This window comes from Burkholderia sp. MSHR3999 (assembly GCF_000833595.1).
GTDB lineage: Bacteria > Pseudomonadota > Gammaproteobacteria > Burkholderiales > Burkholderiaceae > Burkholderia > Burkholderia ubonensis.
Genome location: NZ_JRFO01000001.1, coordinates 716,219 through 732,552 on the forward strand (window position 1 = coordinate 716,219; position 16,334 = coordinate 732,552).

General features: G+C 65.5%; 15 protein-coding genes, 4 tRNA genes and 1 pseudogene. 11 read left to right on the forward strand and 9 right to left on the reverse strand.

Features of this window, described 5'->3' with window-relative positions; genetic code table 11:
- The first annotated feature begins 58 nt into the window (after positions 1 to 58).
- The 4 genes from KY49_RS03490 to KY49_RS03505 all read left to right on the forward strand — a co-directional run bounded on the left by KY49_RS03490 (position 59) and on the right by KY49_RS03505 (position 4,368).
- Positions 59 to 982: a YicC/YloC family endoribonuclease gene (locus KY49_RS03490; protein ID WP_010091689.1), complete on the forward strand. Its 924-nt coding sequence runs from the start codon at positions 59 to 61 to the stop codon at positions 980 to 982.
- A gap of 6 nt (positions 983 to 988) precedes the next feature.
- The gene (gene gmk / locus KY49_RS03495) at positions 989 to 1,672 is read left to right on the forward strand and encodes a guanylate kinase (RefSeq protein WP_042583382.1); all 684 of its coding nucleotides are present in this window, start codon (positions 989 to 991) and stop codon (positions 1,670 to 1,672) included.
- Positions 1,673 to 1,732: 60 nt separating this feature from the next.
- Positions 1,733 to 1,936, forward strand: a complete 204-nt coding sequence (gene rpoZ, locus KY49_RS03500) for a DNA-directed RNA polymerase subunit omega (RefSeq protein ID WP_006400783.1) — start codon at positions 1,733 to 1,735, stop codon at positions 1,934 to 1,936.
- A 65-nt stretch (positions 1,937 to 2,001) separates the two neighbouring features.
- Positions 2,002 to 4,368: a RelA/SpoT family protein gene (locus tag KY49_RS03505; RefSeq protein ID WP_042584540.1), complete on the forward strand. Its 2,367-nt coding sequence runs from the start codon at positions 2,002 to 2,004 to the stop codon at positions 4,366 to 4,368.
- 154 nt (positions 4,369 to 4,522) lie between these two features.
- Here the strand turns inward: KY49_RS03505 and KY49_RS03510 are convergent.
- From KY49_RS03510 to KY49_RS03520, 3 genes are all read right to left on the reverse strand, one after another.
- A tRNA-Arg gene (locus tag KY49_RS03510) sits at positions 4,523 to 4,599 on the reverse strand.
- A gap of 61 nt (positions 4,600 to 4,660) precedes the next feature.
- A tRNA-Arg gene (locus KY49_RS03515) sits at positions 4,661 to 4,737 on the reverse strand.
- A 61-nt stretch (positions 4,738 to 4,798) separates the two neighbouring features.
- A tRNA-Arg gene (locus KY49_RS03520) sits at positions 4,799 to 4,875 on the reverse strand.
- A 131-nt stretch (positions 4,876 to 5,006) separates the two neighbouring features.
- On the opposite strand from KY49_RS03520, the pseudogene greB reads away from it, so the two are divergent.
- Positions 5,007 to 5,572, forward strand: a pseudogene (gene greB, locus KY49_RS03525) (transcription elongation factor GreB).
- Positions 5,573 to 5,658: 86 nt separating this feature from the next.
- On the opposite strand, the gene KY49_RS03530 reads toward greB, so the two are convergent.
- Positions 5,659 to 6,804 carry a porin gene (locus KY49_RS03530; RefSeq protein ID WP_042583383.1) on the reverse strand — a complete coding sequence of 382 codons (1,146 nt, stop codon included), beginning with the start codon at positions 6,802 to 6,804 and terminating at the stop codon, positions 5,659 to 5,661.
- Positions 6,805 to 7,303: 499 nt separating this feature from the next.
- A complete protein-coding gene (locus KY49_RS03535) occupies positions 7,304 to 7,570 on the reverse strand; it encodes a hypothetical protein (RefSeq protein ID WP_042583384.1) in 267 nt (88 codons plus the stop codon).
- Between the two features lie 392 nt (positions 7,571 to 7,962).
- On the opposite strand from KY49_RS03535, the gene KY49_RS03540 reads away from it, so the two are divergent.
- Together KY49_RS03540 and KY49_RS03545 are read left to right on the forward strand one after the other, a co-directional pair.
- Positions 7,963 to 8,166: a cold-shock protein gene (locus KY49_RS03540; RefSeq protein ID WP_010091695.1), complete on the forward strand. Its 204-nt coding sequence runs from the start codon at positions 7,963 to 7,965 to the stop codon at positions 8,164 to 8,166.
- A 148-nt stretch (positions 8,167 to 8,314) separates the two neighbouring features.
- A complete protein-coding gene (locus tag KY49_RS03545; RefSeq protein WP_042583385.1) occupies positions 8,315 to 9,442 on the forward strand; it encodes an exonuclease domain-containing protein in 1,128 nt (375 codons plus the stop codon).
- Between the two features lie 37 nt (positions 9,443 to 9,479).
- Here the strand turns inward: KY49_RS03545 and KY49_RS03550 are convergent, their stop codons facing one another.
- Together KY49_RS03550 and KY49_RS38015 are read right to left on the reverse strand one after the other, a co-directional pair.
- Positions 9,480 to 10,073, reverse strand: coding sequence for a chorismate mutase (locus KY49_RS03550; protein ID WP_042583386.1), 594 nt, complete (start codon positions 10,071 to 10,073; stop codon positions 9,480 to 9,482).
- A gap of 221 nt (positions 10,074 to 10,294) precedes the next feature.
- Positions 10,295 to 10,441 carry a hypothetical protein gene (locus KY49_RS38015; RefSeq protein WP_010091699.1) on the reverse strand — a complete coding sequence of 49 codons (147 nt, stop codon included), beginning with the start codon at positions 10,439 to 10,441 and terminating at the stop codon, positions 10,295 to 10,297.
- A 197-nt stretch (positions 10,442 to 10,638) separates the two neighbouring features.
- Between KY49_RS38015 and KY49_RS03555 the strand changes: the two genes are divergently transcribed.
- The 4 genes from KY49_RS03555 to KY49_RS03570 all read left to right on the forward strand — a co-directional run bounded on the left by KY49_RS03555 (position 10,639) and on the right by KY49_RS03570 (position 15,242).
- Positions 10,639 to 11,028 (forward strand): DUF2946 domain-containing protein, encoded by a 390-nt coding sequence (locus KY49_RS03555; protein ID WP_042583387.1) that lies wholly within the window; start codon positions 10,639 to 10,641, stop codon positions 11,026 to 11,028.
- 118 nt (positions 11,029 to 11,146) lie between these two features.
- A complete protein-coding gene (locus KY49_RS03560; RefSeq protein ID WP_042583388.1) occupies positions 11,147 to 13,516 on the forward strand; it encodes a TonB-dependent receptor in 2,370 nt (789 codons plus the stop codon).
- Entirely contained in the window at positions 13,504 to 14,763 is a 1,260-nt protein-coding gene (locus tag KY49_RS03565) for a sialidase family protein (protein WP_042583389.1), read from the forward strand. The genes KY49_RS03560 and KY49_RS03565 overlap by 13 nt, the downstream gene beginning before the upstream one ends.
- On the forward strand, positions 14,760 to 15,242 hold the full coding sequence (locus KY49_RS03570; RefSeq protein ID WP_042583390.1) for a TlpA family protein disulfide reductase: 483 nt from the start codon (positions 14,760 to 14,762) through the stop codon (positions 15,240 to 15,242). The genes KY49_RS03565 and KY49_RS03570 overlap by 4 nt, the downstream gene beginning before the upstream one ends.
- A gap of 85 nt (positions 15,243 to 15,327) precedes the next feature.
- On the opposite strand, the gene KY49_RS03575 is transcribed toward KY49_RS03570, so the two are convergent.
- Complete coding sequence (locus tag KY49_RS03575; protein WP_042583391.1) at positions 15,328 to 15,582, reverse strand: GlsB/YeaQ/YmgE family stress response membrane protein; 255 nt, start codon at positions 15,580 to 15,582, stop codon at positions 15,328 to 15,330.
- A gap of 653 nt (positions 15,583 to 16,235) precedes the next feature.
- Positions 16,236 to 16,311, reverse strand: a tRNA-Thr gene (locus tag KY49_RS03585).
- Between the last annotated feature and the right edge of the window lie 23 nt (positions 16,312 to 16,334).

The following is a 16,334-nucleotide window of genomic DNA, read 5'->3' on the forward strand; positions in this document are numbered from 1 at the left end:
CGCCGGGCGCCTCGACTTATCCCCGGCCCGCGAGGGCATTCAGACGGCGAGACGAACCATGATCTACAGCATGACGGGCTACGCGAGCGCGACACGCGAACTCGCAGCGGCGACGGGCAACGGCGGCACCAGCGTGTCGGTCGAATTGCGTACCGTGAACTCGCGTTTCCTCGACCTGAATTTCCGCATGCCCGACGACGTGCGCGCGTGCGAACCCGCGCTGCGCGAGATGCTGATGAACAAGCTGTCGCGCGGCAAGGTGGACGTGCGCATCAACCTGCAGCGCGGCGAGCAGAGTATCGGCGCGGGCGCGCTGAACCAGGCGGCGCTCGGCCAGCTCGCGGACCTCGAGCGCACGGTGCTCGAGTCGTTCCCGGGCGTCGGCCGCCTGCGCGCGGGCGAGATCCTGCGCTGGCCCGGCGTGATCGCCGAAAGCGGCGTGTCGGCCGACGCGATCCGCGACGCGGTGCTCGCGTGCGGCAAGGAAGCGATCAACGAGCTGGTCGTCGTGCGTTCGCGCGAAGGCGCGCAGCTCGCGGCGATGCTGCTGTCGAACGTCGCCGAGATGGAGGCGATCGTCGCGCGCATCACGCCGCTCGTGCCGGAGCTGATCGCGAAGCATCAGCAGAAGATCGTCGAGCGGCTGCAGGAAGCGCTCGGCATCGCGGCGCCGGAAGGCAGCGCGCCGATCGTGTCGCGCGAGGAAGCGGCGGAGCGCATCCGTCAGGAAGTGACGATGTACGGCATCCGGATCGACATCGCGGAGGAGCTGTCGCGGCTCACCGCGCACCTGAACGAAACGCGTCACGTGATCGAGAAGGGCGGCCGCGTCGGCAAGCGTCTCGACTTCATGATGCAGGAACTGAATCGCGAAGCGAACACGCTCGGCTCGAAAGCGGCGGCCAAGGAGCTGGCCGATGCGTCGATGGCGCTCAAGCTGCTGATCGAGCAGATGCGTGAGCAAGTGCAAAACCTGGAGTAACGCAACATGACCCAATCCACCCACGACGGCCACGCCGCGCATGCGCTGCACGGCGGCATCTATCCCGGCAACCTGTTCATGGTCGTCGCGCCGTCGGGCGCCGGCAAGTCCACGCTGGTGAACGCGCTGCTGTCGAAGGACACGGATATCTGCCTGTCGATCTCGTATACGACGCGCAAGCCGCGTCCGGGCGAGCAGGATGGCCAGCATTATCATTTCACGACCGTCGACGATTTCCGCGCGCGCCACGCCGCGCACGAATTCCTCGAGAGCGCGGAAGTGCACGGCAACTACTACGGCACCTCGCGCGTCTGGATCGAGGAGCAGATGAAGAACGGCCACGACGTGCTGCTCGAAATCGACTGGCAGGGCGCGCAGCAGGTGAAGAAGCAGTTCCGCAACGCGGTCGGCATCTTCATCCTGCCGCCGTCGCTCGACGCGCTCGAGGAGCGCCTGAAGAAGCGCGGCCAGGACGAGCCGAACGTGATCACGCGTCGCCTCCTCGCGGCCGGCAGCGAGATGGCGCACGCATCGGAAGCGGAGTACGTCGTGATCAACGAGAACTTCGATCGCGCGCTCGCCGAGCTCGAATGCATCGTCGCCGCGACGCGCCAGCGCTTCATTTCGCAGTACGCGCGACATACGGAGCTGTTCATCGAGCTCGGCATCCACCAGCCGCATGCGGAATGACGGCGAGGGTCGAGGGACATAAGGTAGAATAAGCACTATATTCAGAAGGAATTACCCAACATGGCTCGCATTACCGTCGAAGACTGCCTGAAGCAGATCCCGAACCGCTTCGAACTGGCGCTCGCCGCCACCTATCGCGCGCGGCAGCTCGCGCAAGGCCATACGCCGAAGATCGAAAGCCGCGACAAGCCGACGGTCGTCGCGCTGCGCGAGATCGCGGCCGGCCAGGTCGGCCTCGAGATGCTGAAGAAGGTGCCGGTCTAAGGCGCACCGCTTCACTCCAGCCATGTAGTCCACGCGCGCAACGATTGCTGACCGAGGAGGCGAATATGAGCACCACCCCATCGTCCGCCTCCGCGGATCCGACCACCGAAGTCACGGCACAATCGCCTGCGCGCCAGTACATCGACGCGGTCCTCGAACAGTCGTTCCGGCATCTGTTCGGGCCGACCGCCACACCGGAGCAGCCTCGCAAGCACGGCGTCGTTTCGATCGCGAAACTGACCGCCGCGCTTGCCGAGTACCTGGCGCCGGAAGAAATCAAAGAGGTCAAGGCGGCGTTCCACTTCAGCGACGAAGCCCACCTCGGTCAATATCGCCAGAGCGGCGAACCCTACATCACCCATCCTGTCGCCGTCGCGGAAATCTGCGCCGGCTGGAAGCTCGACGCGCAGGCGGTCATGGCCGCGCTGCTGCACGACGTGATGGAAGACCAGGGCGTGACCAAGAGCGAGCTGGCCGAGCGCTTCGGGCCGAAGGTCGCGGAGCTGGTCGACGGCCTGTCCAAGCTCGACAAGATGGAATTCCGCAGCCGCGAGGAAGCGCAGGCGGAAAACTTCCGCAAGATGCTGCTCGCGATGGCGCGCGACGTGCGGGTCATCCTCGTCAAGCTCGCCGACCGCCTGCACAACATGCGCACGCTCGGCGCGGTGCCGATGGAAAAGCGCCGCCGCGTCGCGCGCGAAACGCTCGACATCTACGCGCCGATCGCGCACCGGCTTGGTCTGAACAATACCTATCGCGAGCTGCAGGACATGAGCTTCGCGAACTTCAACCCGCATCGCTACGCGACGCTCGAGAAGGCCGTGAAGGCCGCGCGCGGCAATCGCCGCGAGGTGATCAGCAAGATCCTCGAGGCCGCGCAGCGTGCGATGGTCGACGCGAAGATCGACGCCGAGATCACCGGCCGCGAAAAGACGATCTACAGCATCTACCGGAAGATGCGCGACAAGCAGCTGTCGTTCTCGCAGGTGCTCGACGTATACGGCTTTCGCGTCGTCGTCGAGAATCCGCTCGACTGCTATACGTGCATCGGCGCGCTGCATGCGCTGTACAAGCCGGTGCCGGGCAAGTTCAAGGATTACATCGCGATCCCGAAGATCAACGGCTACCAGTCGCTGCACACGACGCTCGTCGGCCCGTTCGGCGCGCCGATCGAGTTCCAGGTGCGCACGCGCAAGATGCACGAGATCGCCGAGGCGGGCGTCGCCGCGCACTGGTTGTACAAGAACGGCGGCGCGGATCTCAACGACGTGCAGAAGCGCGCGCATCAATGGCTGAAGTCGCTGCTCGACATCCAGAGCGAGGCCGGCGATTCGAGCGAATTCCTCGAGCACGTGAAGATCGACCTGTTCCCGGATGCGGTCTACGTGTTCACGCCGAAGTCGAAGATCATGGCGCTGCCGCGCGGCGCGACGGCGCTCGACTTCGCGTATTCGATCCACAGCGATCTCGGCAACCAGTGCGTCGCCGTGAAGATCAACAACGAACTGCTGCCGCTGCGCACCGAGCTGAAGAGCGGCGACATCGTCGAGGTGATCACCGCGCCGTATTCGAAGCCGAACCCCGCATGGCTCGGCTTCGTGCGCACCGGCAAGGCGCGTTCGGCGATCCGTCACTACCTGAAGACGATGCGCCTGAACGAATCGGTGCAGCTCGGCGAGCGGCTCGTCGACCAGAGCCTGAAGGGCTACGGCCTCGCGCTCGCGGACGTCACGCCGGAAGTGTGGGAAAAGCTCGTGCAGTGGACGGGCAACAAGAGCCGCCAGGAAATCTTCGCGGACATCGGCCTCGGCCGCCGCGTCGCCGCGGTGATGGCCAAGCGCATCGAGGTGCTGATGAGCGGCCGCGATGCGGACGACGACCTGCCGAAGGCCGAGCGCCATGCCGCGCATCATGCGCCGCCGGTCGTGATCACCGGCACCGAAGGGATGTCGGTGCAGTTGTCCGCGTGCTGCCGGCCGATTCCGGGCGATGCGATCATGGGCTACATCGGCATCGGTCTGGGGATGGCGATTCATACGACCGATTGTCGCGTCGCGCAACGCATCCACCGGCGCGATCCGGGCCGCTGGATCGACGTCGAATGGGCGCCGCAGCCGGGGCGCCTCTTCGACGTCGCGGTAAAGGCGCTCGTGAAGAACACGAAGGGGATCTTCGCGCGCGTGGCGGCGGACATCACGTCGGCTGACGCGAACATCGTCCACATCGCGATGGACGAGGACCTCACGCATGAGTCGACGGTGCTGCGCTTCGTGATCCAGGTCAGCGATCGCGTCCACCTTGCGAACGTGATGCGGCGCGTGCGGACCAACCCGGACGTGATGCGGATCATGCGCGAGCGTTCGACCGACGACGGCGCGCATGCGCGTCACGACGGCGGGATGCGGATCGAGCGCGAGCGGCAGGATTACTGACGCACGGGTGCTTACGCAAGCAATGCGACGGCGGCCTCGGGCCGCCGTTCTTGTTTGTGCGTCGGCGATTTGATCCGGATTCGAATCGGCGGTGAGATCGAAGCAGGGAAGGAGCAAAGAAAAAGGGCCTTCCCGGAGGAAGGCCCTTCTGAAGTGGCGCGGCTGGCAGGATTCGAACCCACGACCCCTTGGTTCGTAGCCAAGTACTCTATCCAACTGAGCTACAGCCGCACGCAAAGCGGTACTACTTCAACTGTCGGAACCTTCTACGATGGGAAGGCCCCCAAAAAAATGGCGCGGCTGGCAGGATTCGAACCCACGACCCCTTGGTTCGTAGCCAAGTACTCTATCCAACTGAGCTACAGCCGCACGCAAAACGGTACTACTTCAAACTGACAGGGCCTTCGGTGCGGAAGGCCCTTGAATTGGGTGGCGCGGCTGGCAGGATTCGAACCCACGACCCCTTGGTTCGTAGCCAAGTACTCTATCCAACTGAGCTACAGCCGCACGCAGAAAAGGGATTATAGCAGGGTCGCGTAAAAAGGGAAGCCTTATTCGCAAATTGTTGGACATGGGCTTGCGGGCCGGTCCATCGTGTACCCTTGAAGTATCCGCAATCCACGTTTGAACATTGCATCATGAACAAGGCGTTTGTCAAAGAGTCGGACGGCGACGACGACGATCTCGACCAGGCCCAGACGGCGATCCCGGCAGGCTCGAAGAATTACATCACGCCCGCGGGGCACAAGCGCCTCAGGGACGAGCTGCTGAACCTGATCGACGCCGAGCGGCCCGAAGTCGTGCGGCTCGTGTCGTGGGCGGCGTCGAACGGCGACCGCTCCGAGAACGGCGACTACATCTACGGCAAGCGGCGGTTGCGCGAGATCGATCGGCGCATCCGTTTCCTCACGAAGCGGCTCGACATCGCCGAGGTGGTCGACGCGAGCCGGCAGGAGAACACCGACCAGGTGTTCTTCGGTGCGACCGTCGACTATGCGACGCCGGACGGCGAGGAACACACGATCACGATCGTCGGCATCGACGAGGTCGATCTCGACCACGGTCACGTGAGCTGGATCTCGCCCGTCGCGCGCGCGCGCTGCTGAAGGCGAAGATCGGCGACACCGTCACGCTGATGACGCCCGCCGGCCCGCAGCCGATCGACGTGCTCGACGTGCACTACCCGGAGCCGGGCACGGCTTGAACGCGTCTGCGCTGTCGTGCAACGAAAAAAGCGCCCCGGCTGGGGCGCTTCATCATCCTGCGGTGGCAAGCGTCCGGCGACGCTCCTCAGAAGCGGTGGCGCAGACCGGCCGTGACCGCGACCTGCTTGTTGTTCGATGAAGCCGTGCCGAGCCCATTGATATTCGCGCGGAGCGGCAGGCCATCCGAATTGACCTTCTGGTATTCGCCCTGCAGATAGACGTCGGTGCGCTTCGACAACGCGTAGGCGGCCTGCAGGTTGAATTGGTGCCATTTCGGCGACTGGCCGACGATGCGCCCGTCGGTGTACGTGTACGAGCCGGCGAGCGACAGTGCGGGCGTCAGCGCATAGCGGCCGTTGATTTCATAGTTGTTGAAGCGGGTGCCGCCGGACAGGCTCGTGATGCCGCCCGTCACGCCCGATTGGACGGCGTTGATCGCGACGCTGTCGGTCAGGCGCGTCTGCGTGAACACGAAGCCGGCCGTTGCCGGGCCGAACGAATAGTTCAGGCCCGCGCCCCAAGTGCGCTGACGGCTGGCCGCGAACGTCCAGTCGCCCGTGACTGCGCCGGGATCGCTGACTGCCTGCGCCAGTCCGTTCACGTTGTTGTTCAACTGCATGTACGCGGCCGCGACGTTGAAGCCCATGAAGCTGTACGACGCGCCGACGCTGTACGCGCGGTTGTTCGCGAAATTGCTCGAATTCGAGAATCCGTACAACGCGCCGAACTTCAGGCCGTTGTAGTCCGCGCTCTGGTATTTGACCGCGTTGTTGATCCGGAACGAGTTGTTCAGGTTGTCGTTGTCGAACGGGTGCGCGAACTGGGTGCCGCCATATTGCGTGCCGGTCAGCGACAGCGGGCCGAGATAATCGACGACGCTGTCGTACTGGCGGCCCAGCGTGACCGAACCGTACACGCTGTGCGAGAGCCCGACGAACGCCTGACGGCCGAATTCGCGGCCGTTCTGCTTGAGCGTGCCGTTATTGATGCCGAAGCCGTTTTCCAACGTGAAGATCGCTTTCAGGCCGCCGCCGAGATCCTCGGCGCCGCGCAGGCCCCAGCGACTGCCGTTGACCGAGCCGGTCGATTGCTGCCAGGCGCTGTGGCCGCCCTGGTTATTCGTGTAGGTGATGCCGGCGTCGATCAGGCCGTACAGCGTGACGCTGCTTTGTGCGTGCGCGGCGGTCGCGAACACGCCAGACAGTGCTGCAACAATCAGGGTCTTTTTCATTGATTTGTCTCCAAACCGGATGATGGGAAGCGAACCTGTTGCTGGCCCCGGCGTGGCGCGCGGTTTGCGCGCTGGCGCCGGACGGGCTTGATACCCTTTGTCTCAAAATTCAATTGCAGTGTAAGGAGCGGCTCCGAGCGGGGAGGGAGACACTTTAAGCAATACTGTATTTTGAATTTGGCAATGATGGGCGAGTGGCTCGAAAGCCCTGTCCATCAAGGGTTTGCTGCATTGCCGCGAGAACTCGGTGTGACACGTGAGCGCAGCGGGGCGTTGCGCGGCCGCGACAGGCGGCTATCCGGCGACGTCTATTGCACGAGCGTCATTATTGTCGCTTCGGCAATAGAGGTTTGTGCGGAGCATGGATAATGAAAGGATGTTATGTCGCTATACTGCGATCTCTGCTTTCCGAAGCAGACTTTTTCGTTGACGGAAAAGATCTCCAAACCTTTGTCGGCGCGACTTTCCAGTCGCGCTTTTTTTTCGTCCGTCGACTTCGCTATTGTTCGTACCAGCGGCGCCTGCGCCTGCGCGGCGGCGGCGCGTCCTTGGCTTCGGTGGGCGGCGGCGTGTACGTCCAGTCTTCCATCACGTAATGACGCGCATCGAGCGGCGACGCCAGCAGGTTCTGCCAGTGGTCGCCATGCCAGGTCGTATCGAATTCGGCCTCGCAAGGCTGTTCACGTGCAGGGTCGGCAAGGGCGCGGGACTTTCGGCGGACGTGGCCGAGCCGGCTCGCGAAGCGCTTGATTCCGTCCAGCCACATGGCTTTCTCCGTTGCGTCGGTGTGGCTTCAGCATCGCAACGTCGTTCGTGATTTGCAACCCGTAGAAATACCGAGCATTTTACCGATACGATTCGACCCCGGTAGGTTTTTCTCTGCGCGGATTATCGGTGAATCGTACCCGGTAACAATGACAGCGTTTGGTGCGAAATCCATTTGCAGAAGCGGATCAGGTACCGATTCCATTGGCAAATGGCGTCTTTTATAATGTGTCCAATAAAAATCCACTTGACGCACCAGGATTTTCCAATTTATAAAGTCAGCACTCCGTCCTCCGGGCGGCGTATGTAGCTGAAATCAGATGCGACGCTTCGGATTTCGGGAAACGGCTATAAAAATAGCTATTTTGATCAAATCGAGTGGGGAACGAAGGTATGGATACCGGTATCGTGAAATGGTTTAACGATGCTAAAGGTTTCGGTTTTATCACGTCAGACAATGGCGGTGAGGATCTGTTTGCGCACTTTTCCGAAATCAAGATGGATGGCTTCAAAACGCTGAAGGAAAATCAGCGTGTTTCCTTCGACGTGAAAGTCGGGCCGAAAGGCAAGCAGGCTGCGAATATCCAGGCGATCTGACGCGCCACGCATTGCCGATCACGTCCGAGCCCCCGCTTCGTCGGGGGCTTTTTGCTTTCAGGCGCGAAATCGGCGTGCATGGGCTCAGGCTGGCCGCGGACGGGCCTGCCGGTGCATACTCACGGAAGCGTCGCTTTCCTGTTCATTCATGTCCGATTCCCGTTCGACCGATCCCGCCTGCGAGCAACCGCTCGTCTTCGTCGACCTCGAAACCACCGGCGGCTCGTCCGCCGAGCACCGCATCACCGAAATCGGCGTGGTCGAAATCGGCCCGCTCGGCGTGTCGACGTGGACCTCGCTCGTCAATCCCGGGCAGCCGATTCCTCTGTTCATTCAGCAACTGACCGGTATTTCGGATGCGATGGTGCGCGATGCGCCGTCGTTCGCCTCGCTCGCGCCCGCGCTGTTCGAGCGGCTCGACGGCAAGCTGTTCGTCGCGCACAACGCCAGCTTCGACCGCGGATTCCTTCGCGCCGAGTTCGAGCGTATCGGGTTGGCATTCAATCCCGACGTGCTGTGCACCGTGCGCTTGTCGCGCGCGCTGTTTCCGCGCGAATCGCGGCACGGGCTCGACGCGCTGATACAGCGGCACGGACTCGTGCCGTCCGCGCGGCACCGGGCGCTCGCGGATGCCGACCTGCTGTGGCAGTTCTGGCGTCACCTGCATGAGACCGTGCCGCTCGAGCGGTTACGCGACCAGATCACCCGCACGACCCGCCATTTCCGTCTGGCGGGCGGACTGACCGAGGCGTGGCTCGACACCGCGCCGGCGGGATGCGGCGCCTATGCGTTGTTCGGCGAAGCGGACGAACCGCTCTATGTCGGGCGCAGCGTGCGGGTGCGGCAGCGGCTGCGCGCACTGCTGACCGGCGAGCGGCGCTCGTCGAAGGAACTGCGGCTCGCCCAGCAGGTGCGGCGCGTCGAGTGGCGGGAGACCGGTAACGAACTCGGCGCGATGCTCGCCGAAGCGCAGTGGGTCGCGCGGTTGCGTCCGACATTCAATCGTCGTCCGGCAGACGCGGCGCGCGCGGGTGCGGCGGCGCCGTGGCCGTTCGACGGTGCGGTCGCGTTCGAGGCGCACGGCGAGCGCCGGCTGTTCCACGTGATCGAAGGCTGGCGCTACCTCGGCGCGGTGGAGACGCTCGACGCAGCCGCGCGGCTGGCCGTCGACGAAGCGGCCGGGACGTTCGAGCCCTTTACCTATCGTCTGCTGCAGACGCACCTCGCGCGCGGCCTGCAACTGATTCCGCTGGCCGCATTCGCGCCTGCGGGTTAGGGCGCGGCGCGCGGATCACCGGCCCCGGCCTGACGGGTCAGCCGATCGCGCTTGCGCCGCCCGCCGCGCACACATGAGACAGCGCGGTGTTGAGCGCTTGTGCCTGGTTCGCGTCGTAGCGCGTCAGTGCCTTCCAGTTGGCGATGCTGCGCGCGAGCCGCATCTGGCAGTCGGGTGCGGCACGCAGCGGCTCGACCTGCGCTAGCCCGGTCAGCATCGCCTGCGTGAGCCGGTCGAGCTTCGGGCGTGTGCTGGTCGCGAGATCGGGCGGCGTGCCTTCGGGCGGCCGGGTCGCCCGCCACGTCGCGAACAGCGCGTTCTGCACGTCCTTGCTGGCCGTGATCTGATCCTCGAAGAACCGCCGGGCGAATGCCGGATCGATGCCGGCCTGCGTCGCGCGCTTCTCGACGGACGTGAGCAGCGCCGCTTCACGCGGGCGATCCTCGATCGGCTTGCCGTTCGCCCATTTCCAGCGCGCGACCGGTTCGGCGAGCGCGAGGCGCTGAGAGGCAAGTGCGACGAGATTGGTCAGCGCCGTATCGTCGCCGTCGGCGGCGGCGATGCGTGGCGAGGAGAAGAGGGCGAGGCCGAGTGCTGCCGCGGCGAGGCCGGCGCGAATTGCGTGCTTCATTGGAACGAGCGGAAACCGGGCGAGCCGGAAGTGGAAAAACAGAAGAATAGACGAAGACAGTCGCGCGGCGTGGCGACGCGACAGAAGAATCAGCGGACGAACTGATCCGGCACCGTCAGGTTGTTGCAACCCGGGTGCGATGCGTACGGCTGCGGGAACGCAGCGATGAACCCCACGATATCGGCTTGCGGCACGCGGCGGTTACAGAGCGGAACGCTCGTTCACTTCGGCGAGTACAGCTTGTGCTGCTCGTCGAAGAACGCCCGCACGTGCTCGGGCAGCTCGGCGAGGAACTCCACGCCAACGGGTTCCGGGTCCGGGCTCATCACTTGCTCCGGCGGCGGCATGCGGATCGGCTTTTCGTCCATGATCGTTTCTCCAACGGGTTCAATGATTATCAGCCTCGTGCTCAGATTTATGCCAGCAACGAATCGTTAGATTTTGTCTCTGTTGTATTCGCGGCACATGTGTTTACCCGCGCGCGCCGATACCCGCCATACGGTCTGCGGAATCGGCGATGGCCGGGCTGCTTGCTATACTTGCGCGCACTTTTTCCTGGACCGCGATGAAACGAACGACGCGATGGATCGGCCTCGTCTGGCTGGCGCTGGTACTGAACGTACTGTCGCCCGTCGTCGGCTACGCGCGCATGGCGTCGAGCGGGTCAGGGGGCCTCACGCTCGAACTGTGTAGCGCGGCAGGCGCCCGCCAGGTCGTGCTCACGCAGTCGGGCGACGATCGCAGCGCATCGTCGTTCGATCATGCGGGCGTGCCGCATTGCGTGTACTGCCCGGGCTTCGCCGCCAACGTCGCGCTCGGCGCAAGCCTGCCCGCGTTGCTGGGGTTCGTGCGGGCGTTCACGGTCCGCACGCCGGCCGCGTCTTTTCCCGTCGTCACGCGCAGGGGCATCCGTCTCGCCCAGCCGCGCGCACCGCCTGAAATCGTCCCGATCTGATTCCGCGCGCGCCTGACGGCGCGCTCCGCACGCGGCGCCGGCCGCGCGCCGCGCCGTTTCGTGCGCGCCGCGCCGCCGGCGTCCGGAGGCGTTCGATCACGTTTTCAGGAAACCTTCCATGTCATACATCGTTGCCGCGCGGCCGTCGCGCGGCCGGGTCGCGCTTGCCTGCGCGGCCGCTTTCGCATGGCCCGCCGCCTTTGCGGCGCAGCCGGACGGCGGGCGCGCCGACCCGATCCAGGCGCCGACCCCGCAGACAAGCCGCGCCGCCGTGCCGGCGCCGGCCGCAACCCCGCCCGCGCCGGCCGAGGCCGCGGCCGGCGACACGCTCACCGCCGTCAGCGTGACCGCGCAGCGGCAGCCCGTCGGCCCCGACACGCCGGCTGTCGTCGAATCGATCTCGCGCGACCGGATCGACGCGCACACCAACGTCAACACCGAGGACGCGCTGAAGTACGCGCCGAACCTGATGGTGCGCAAGCGCTACATCGGCGACCGCAACGCGGTGTTCGCGGGGCGTGACTTCAACGAGCTGCAGAGCGCGCGCGGGCTCGTCTATGCCGACGGCTTGTTGCTGTCGAACCTGCTCGGTTCGAGCTATGCGTACCCGCCGCGCTGGTCGCTGATCCCGCCCGACGACATCGCGCGGGTCGACGTGCTCTATGGCCCCTTTTCCGCGCAGTATCCGGGCAACGCGATCGGTTCGACCGTGCTGCTCACGACCCGTCGGCCGGAGCGGCTCGAGGCGTCGCTGTCGACGCAGTTCTTCACGCAGCGCTACCGCGACGGCTACGGGTTCGCCGACAGCTTGGGCGGCAACCACCAGACCGCGCGGATCGCGAACCGCGTCGGCCGGTTCTGGTTCGCGCTGTCGCTCGACCGCCTCGAAAACAACGGGCAGCCGATGCAGTATGCGAGCCCGAACGCGAGCTACAACCCGAAGCTCGGCCGCGCGGTGCCGGTCACCGGCGCCGCGACCGACGTCGGGCCGAACGGCAGGCCGCGCACCATCGTCGGCGCGCAGTCGATCGAGCGCACCGAGCAGATCAACGAGACGGTGCGGATGGGCTACGCGTTCACCGATCACGTCGACGCGACGCTCACGCTCGGCCACTGGGAGAACCACTACCGGCAGCACGGCGAGACCTTCCTGCGCGACGCGGCGGGCAATCCCGTGTACGGCGGCAACGTGTCGATCCGCGGGCAAAACATGACCGTTGCGCCGGGCGCGTTCGCGCCGCAGCGCGGCGACCAGGAGAACTGGCTGTACGCGCTCGGGTTGAACGCGCGGCTCGAGTCCGGCTGGCGGCTCTCCGGCATCGTGTCTGCGTACGACGTGTCGCGCGACGTGCTGCGCGCGGCGTCGACCGCGCAGGGCGGCCCGGGCACGCAGTTCCAGGGCGACGGCACCGGCTGGCGCACGCTCGACCTGAAGGCGGAAGCGCCGGAGGTGAAGGGACATACCTTCACGTTCGGCTATCACTACGACAACTATTTCCTGCGCAACGTCACATTCAACATGGCCGACTGGCAGGCCGGGCCGACCACGTCGCTCGCGAGCGTCTATCGCGGCGACACGCGCACGCAGGCGCTGTTCGCGCAGGATGCGTGGCGCTTCGCGCCGGGATGGCTCGCGACGCTCGGCCTGCGCTACGAGCGCTGGGACGCTTACGGCGGCGCGCTCGGCAACGCGAGCGGCACGTTCGGCTATGCGGATCGCAGCGCGGATGCGCTGTCGCCGAAGGTCGCGCTGCAGTGGGATGCGACCGACGTCTGGCGCTTGCGCCTGTCGTTCGCGACCGGCACGCGTTTTCCGACCGTCGGCGAGATGTTCCAGGGCTCGATCTCGAACAACGCGATCGTCAACAACAACCCGAACCTGCGGCCGGAAAAGGCGATCGACTGGGACTTCACGGCCGAGCGCGACGTCGGCGTCGGCGTCGTGCGCGCGAGCGTGTTCCAGAGCGACCTGCGCGATTCGATCTACAGCCAGACGACGGTGTCGGGCGCGTCGACGGTCACGAACACCTCGAACGTCGATCGCGTCCGCGTGCGCGGCGTCGAACTGGCGTTCAGCGGCCAGAACGTCGGGCTAAAAGGGCTCGACGTCGATGCGAACGTGTCGGCGAGCAATGCGCAGATCCTGTCCGACGCGGCGAATCCTGCATATGTCGGCTCGCGGTTTCCGCGCATTCCGCGCATGCGCGCGAATCTGCTCGCGTCGTACCGCTTCGACGAGCACTGGCTCGCGAGCGTCGGCGTCCGCTATTCCGGGCGTCAGTTCAACACGCTCGACAACAGCGACGTGAATCCGGGCGTCTACGGCGGCACCAGTTCGTTCACGGTCGTCGACCTGAAGGCGCGCTACCGCTTCGACCGGCACTGGGTCGCGTCGGTCGGCATCGACAACTTGACGGACCGCCGCTACTACGTGTTCCACCCGTATCCGGGCCGGACTTTCTTTGGAGAGCTGAAATGGTCGCTGTGAAATCGTTCGCGGCAGGCTGCGCGCTCTGGCTCGCGGCGCTGTCGGTCGCCGGCGCGCATGAGGCCGCGAAGCCCGCCGATCCGCATGCCGCACACATGGGCGCGCAGGCAGCGAGTGTGCCGCAGAAGCAGCCGCTCGCGACGGGCGCCGCGTTCGATGCGCGGCATCGGTTGTGGGTCGCGTGGGTGGAGGGCGAGCACGTGGTCGTCGCGCATTCCGACGACGCGGGCCGCACGCTGTCGGCGCCCGTCACCGTCAACGCGATGCCCGAGCCGATCTATACGAGCGCCGAGAATCGCCCGAAGCTCGCGCCGAGCCCGGATGGGCGCGCGATCTACGTATCGTGGTCGATGCCGCTCGACGCGCCGTACACGGGGATGGTGCGCTTCTCGCGCTCGCTCGACGGCGGCGCGACGTGGAGCGTGCCGATCACCGTGCACCGCGACCGGCAGATGATCACGCACCGCTTCGACATGATGGCGGTCGACCCGGCGGGCCGGATCTATCTGGCGTGGATCGACAAGCGCGACCTGGGCGCGGCGAAGGCGGCCGGGCAGGCATACGACGGCGCGGCCGTCTATTACGCAGTGTCACGCGACGGCGGCGCGTCGTTCGAGCCCGAGCGCAAGGTCGCCGACCACACGTGTGAATGCTGCCGGATCGCGATGGCGATCGATCCGGCTGGGCGCGTCGAGGCCGCGTGGCGCAACGTGTTCCCCGGCCAGATCCGCGATCACGCGCTCGCGGTGCTGCCCGCGTCGGCCGACGTAGCGGTCGCGCCGCGGCGCGCGACGTTCTCGAACTGGCACGTCGAGGCGTGTCCGGATCACGGTCCGGCGCTCGCGATCACGGCCGACGGCATGCGCCATCTCGCGTGGTTCGGCGTCGTCGACGGCCGCGCGGATGTGTTCTATTCGCGAATCGGCGCCGACGGGCAGCCGCTCGGTGCCGCCTGGGCGTTCGGCGCGCATCCGGCCGTGCCCGGCGAGCAGGCGTCGCATGCGGCGCTCGTCGCGCGTGGCGACGTCGTGTGGCTCGCGTGGAAGGCGTTCGACGGGGACACGATGCAGATCAAGCTGCGCCGCTCGGACGATCGCGGCGCGCACTGGTCCGACCCGCGCGTGATCGCGTCGACGTCGGGCGCGAGCGACAACCCGCAACTGCTCGACGACGCGGGGCGTGTCTATCTGTCGTGGCGCACGCGCAATGACGGTTATCGCCTGATCGCGGTGGAGGGTGGGCAATGAAGCGGCTGTTCGTGCTGGCGACCCTCGCGGTCTGGTGCATGTCGGCGCACGCGGGCGTGCTGCAGCCGCTGCGCGCCGCCGACGTCGCACGGCTGTTCGAGACCGCGCGCGAGCACCCGCTCGCGATCGAGATCTGGTCGCTCGACTGCGGCTACTGTCGCGAGAACGCCGCGCATCTCGTCGCGTGGCAGCGCCGTCACCCGGAGGTGCGCGTCGCGATGATCGCAATGGATGCGTACGACGAGAACGGCGCGGCGATCGAGCAGGCACTCGCGCAGATGAACGTGCCGTCGCAGGTCGCACAGTACGCGAACGCCGACGCGATGCCGGAACGCCTGCGCGCGACGCTCGATGCGGGATGGCGCGGAGAACTGCCGCGCACCGTGTGGATCGGCCGCGATGGCGCGCGCGACGCGCGCAGCGGACTGTTGACGCCTGCCGTGCTCGACGGCTGGCTGCGCGGGGCGGGGCGTCGTTGAGAGAAGGGCGCGCGGCATTCGCGCCGCGCGCCGGTGAAGCGCACGCGCGCCCGCAGGCGCGCGTAGAGTGACGTCGAGCGGGTCGTCAGGCTGCTCGCCTGAACAGCCGGATCACGAACAGCAGGATCACCGCGCCGACCACCGCGATGATCACGGAGCCGATAAAGCCGCTGCCGATATGGATGCCGAGCAACCCCGCGAGCCATCCGCCGATGACCGCGCCGACGATCCCGACGATGATGTCGACGATGAGCCCGAAGCCGCCGCCCTTGACGAGCACGCCGGCAAGCCAGCCGGCGATCGCGCCGATGATGAGCCACATTATCAAGCCATGAGTCATGGTGATCCTCTCCTGGTAACGAGTCGATATGACCGGACGTCATGCGGGAGCCGGCAACCCGGTATGGGTGGCACGTCGATCTCGCAGCGCCGCCCACGCAATGTAGCGCGATAGACGGGTCGGAATCGTTAAGTAATGTTATGCACCCCGATCCGGATTTTCCAAGGAATTTGTCAGCGCAAAGCAGTGCAGGTCGGGTGAAATGAGTCTGTAAGAAAGGAGGCGACGTGCGTACGGGCGCTTCTCGATTGGAAAGGAATGCGAAGCGATCGGCGGTGCGCGGACGATATCGGAGCGACTGAGCGGGGATCGTTAGCGGGCTGCGTTCGTTGCTTTTGTGGCATCGCAGCGGACGATGCTCCCGAATGCGGCGTTCGTCATCCAGATCAGGCCGTACGTCCCGTGTATGCCGGTGTTTCTCAGGCCGTAGAGGTCCAACGTCCATTCGGAAGCGCGCAGACCCCAGATCAGTGCGGCGTTGCTCGTCGCCGAGCCATCGACCGGGGCCGCCCATTTAGGCATGACATTCGAGGCAAAGAACGCCTTGTATGTTGTTCAAGGTGCCGTTCGCTGATTGGAGAGGGGGAGGCGACTTGTGTCGATGCCTGGAAAGTAAAAAGGGCCTAGCCTTGCGGCTAAGCCCTTGAATTACTTGGTGCCGGAGATAGGAGTCGAACCTACGACCTTCGCATTACGAATGCGCTGCTCTACCAACTGAGCTACACCGGCAGCAGAGAAATGAAATTATATGG

Bases quoted from the DNA above. Each gene is read 5' to 3' on its own strand.
- KY49_RS03490 (WP_010091689.1), top strand. From the start codon at position 59: ATGATCTACAGCATGACGGGCTACGCGAGCGCGACACGCGAACTCGCA.
- gmk (WP_042583382.1), top strand. From the start codon at position 989: ATGACCCAATCCACCCACGACGGCCACGCCGCGCATGCGCTGCACGGC.
- rpoZ (WP_006400783.1), top strand. From the start codon at position 1,733: ATGGCTCGCATTACCGTCGAAGACTGCCTGAAGCAGATCCCGAACCGC.
- KY49_RS03505 (WP_042584540.1), top strand. From the start codon at position 2,002: ATGAGCACCACCCCATCGTCCGCCTCCGCGGATCCGACCACCGAAGTC.
- KY49_RS03530 (WP_042583383.1), bottom strand. From the start codon at position 6,804: ATGAAAAAGACCCTGATTGTTGCAGCACTGTCTGGCGTGTTCGCGACC.
- KY49_RS03535 (WP_042583384.1), bottom strand. From the start codon at position 7,570: ATGTGGCTGGACGGAATCAAGCGCTTCGCGAGCCGGCTCGGCCACGTC.
- KY49_RS03540 (WP_010091695.1), top strand. From the start codon at position 7,963: ATGGATACCGGTATCGTGAAATGGTTTAACGATGCTAAAGGTTTCGGT.
- KY49_RS03545 (WP_042583385.1), top strand. From the start codon at position 8,315: ATGTCCGATTCCCGTTCGACCGATCCCGCCTGCGAGCAACCGCTCGTC.
- KY49_RS03550 (WP_042583386.1), bottom strand. From the start codon at position 10,073: ATGAAGCACGCAATTCGCGCCGGCCTCGCCGCGGCAGCACTCGGCCTC.
- KY49_RS38015 (WP_010091699.1), bottom strand. From the start codon at position 10,441: ATGGACGAAAAGCCGATCCGCATGCCGCCGCCGGAGCAAGTGATGAGC.
- KY49_RS03555 (WP_042583387.1), top strand. From the start codon at position 10,639: ATGAAACGAACGACGCGATGGATCGGCCTCGTCTGGCTGGCGCTGGTA.
- KY49_RS03560 (WP_042583388.1), top strand. From the start codon at position 11,147: ATGTCATACATCGTTGCCGCGCGGCCGTCGCGCGGCCGGGTCGCGCTT.
- KY49_RS03565 (WP_042583389.1), top strand. From the start codon at position 13,504: ATGGTCGCTGTGAAATCGTTCGCGGCAGGCTGCGCGCTCTGGCTCGCG.
- KY49_RS03570 (WP_042583390.1), top strand. From the start codon at position 14,760: ATGAAGCGGCTGTTCGTGCTGGCGACCCTCGCGGTCTGGTGCATGTCG.
- KY49_RS03575 (WP_042583391.1), bottom strand. From the start codon at position 15,582: ATGACTCATGGCTTGATAATGTGGCTCATCATCGGCGCGATCGCCGGC.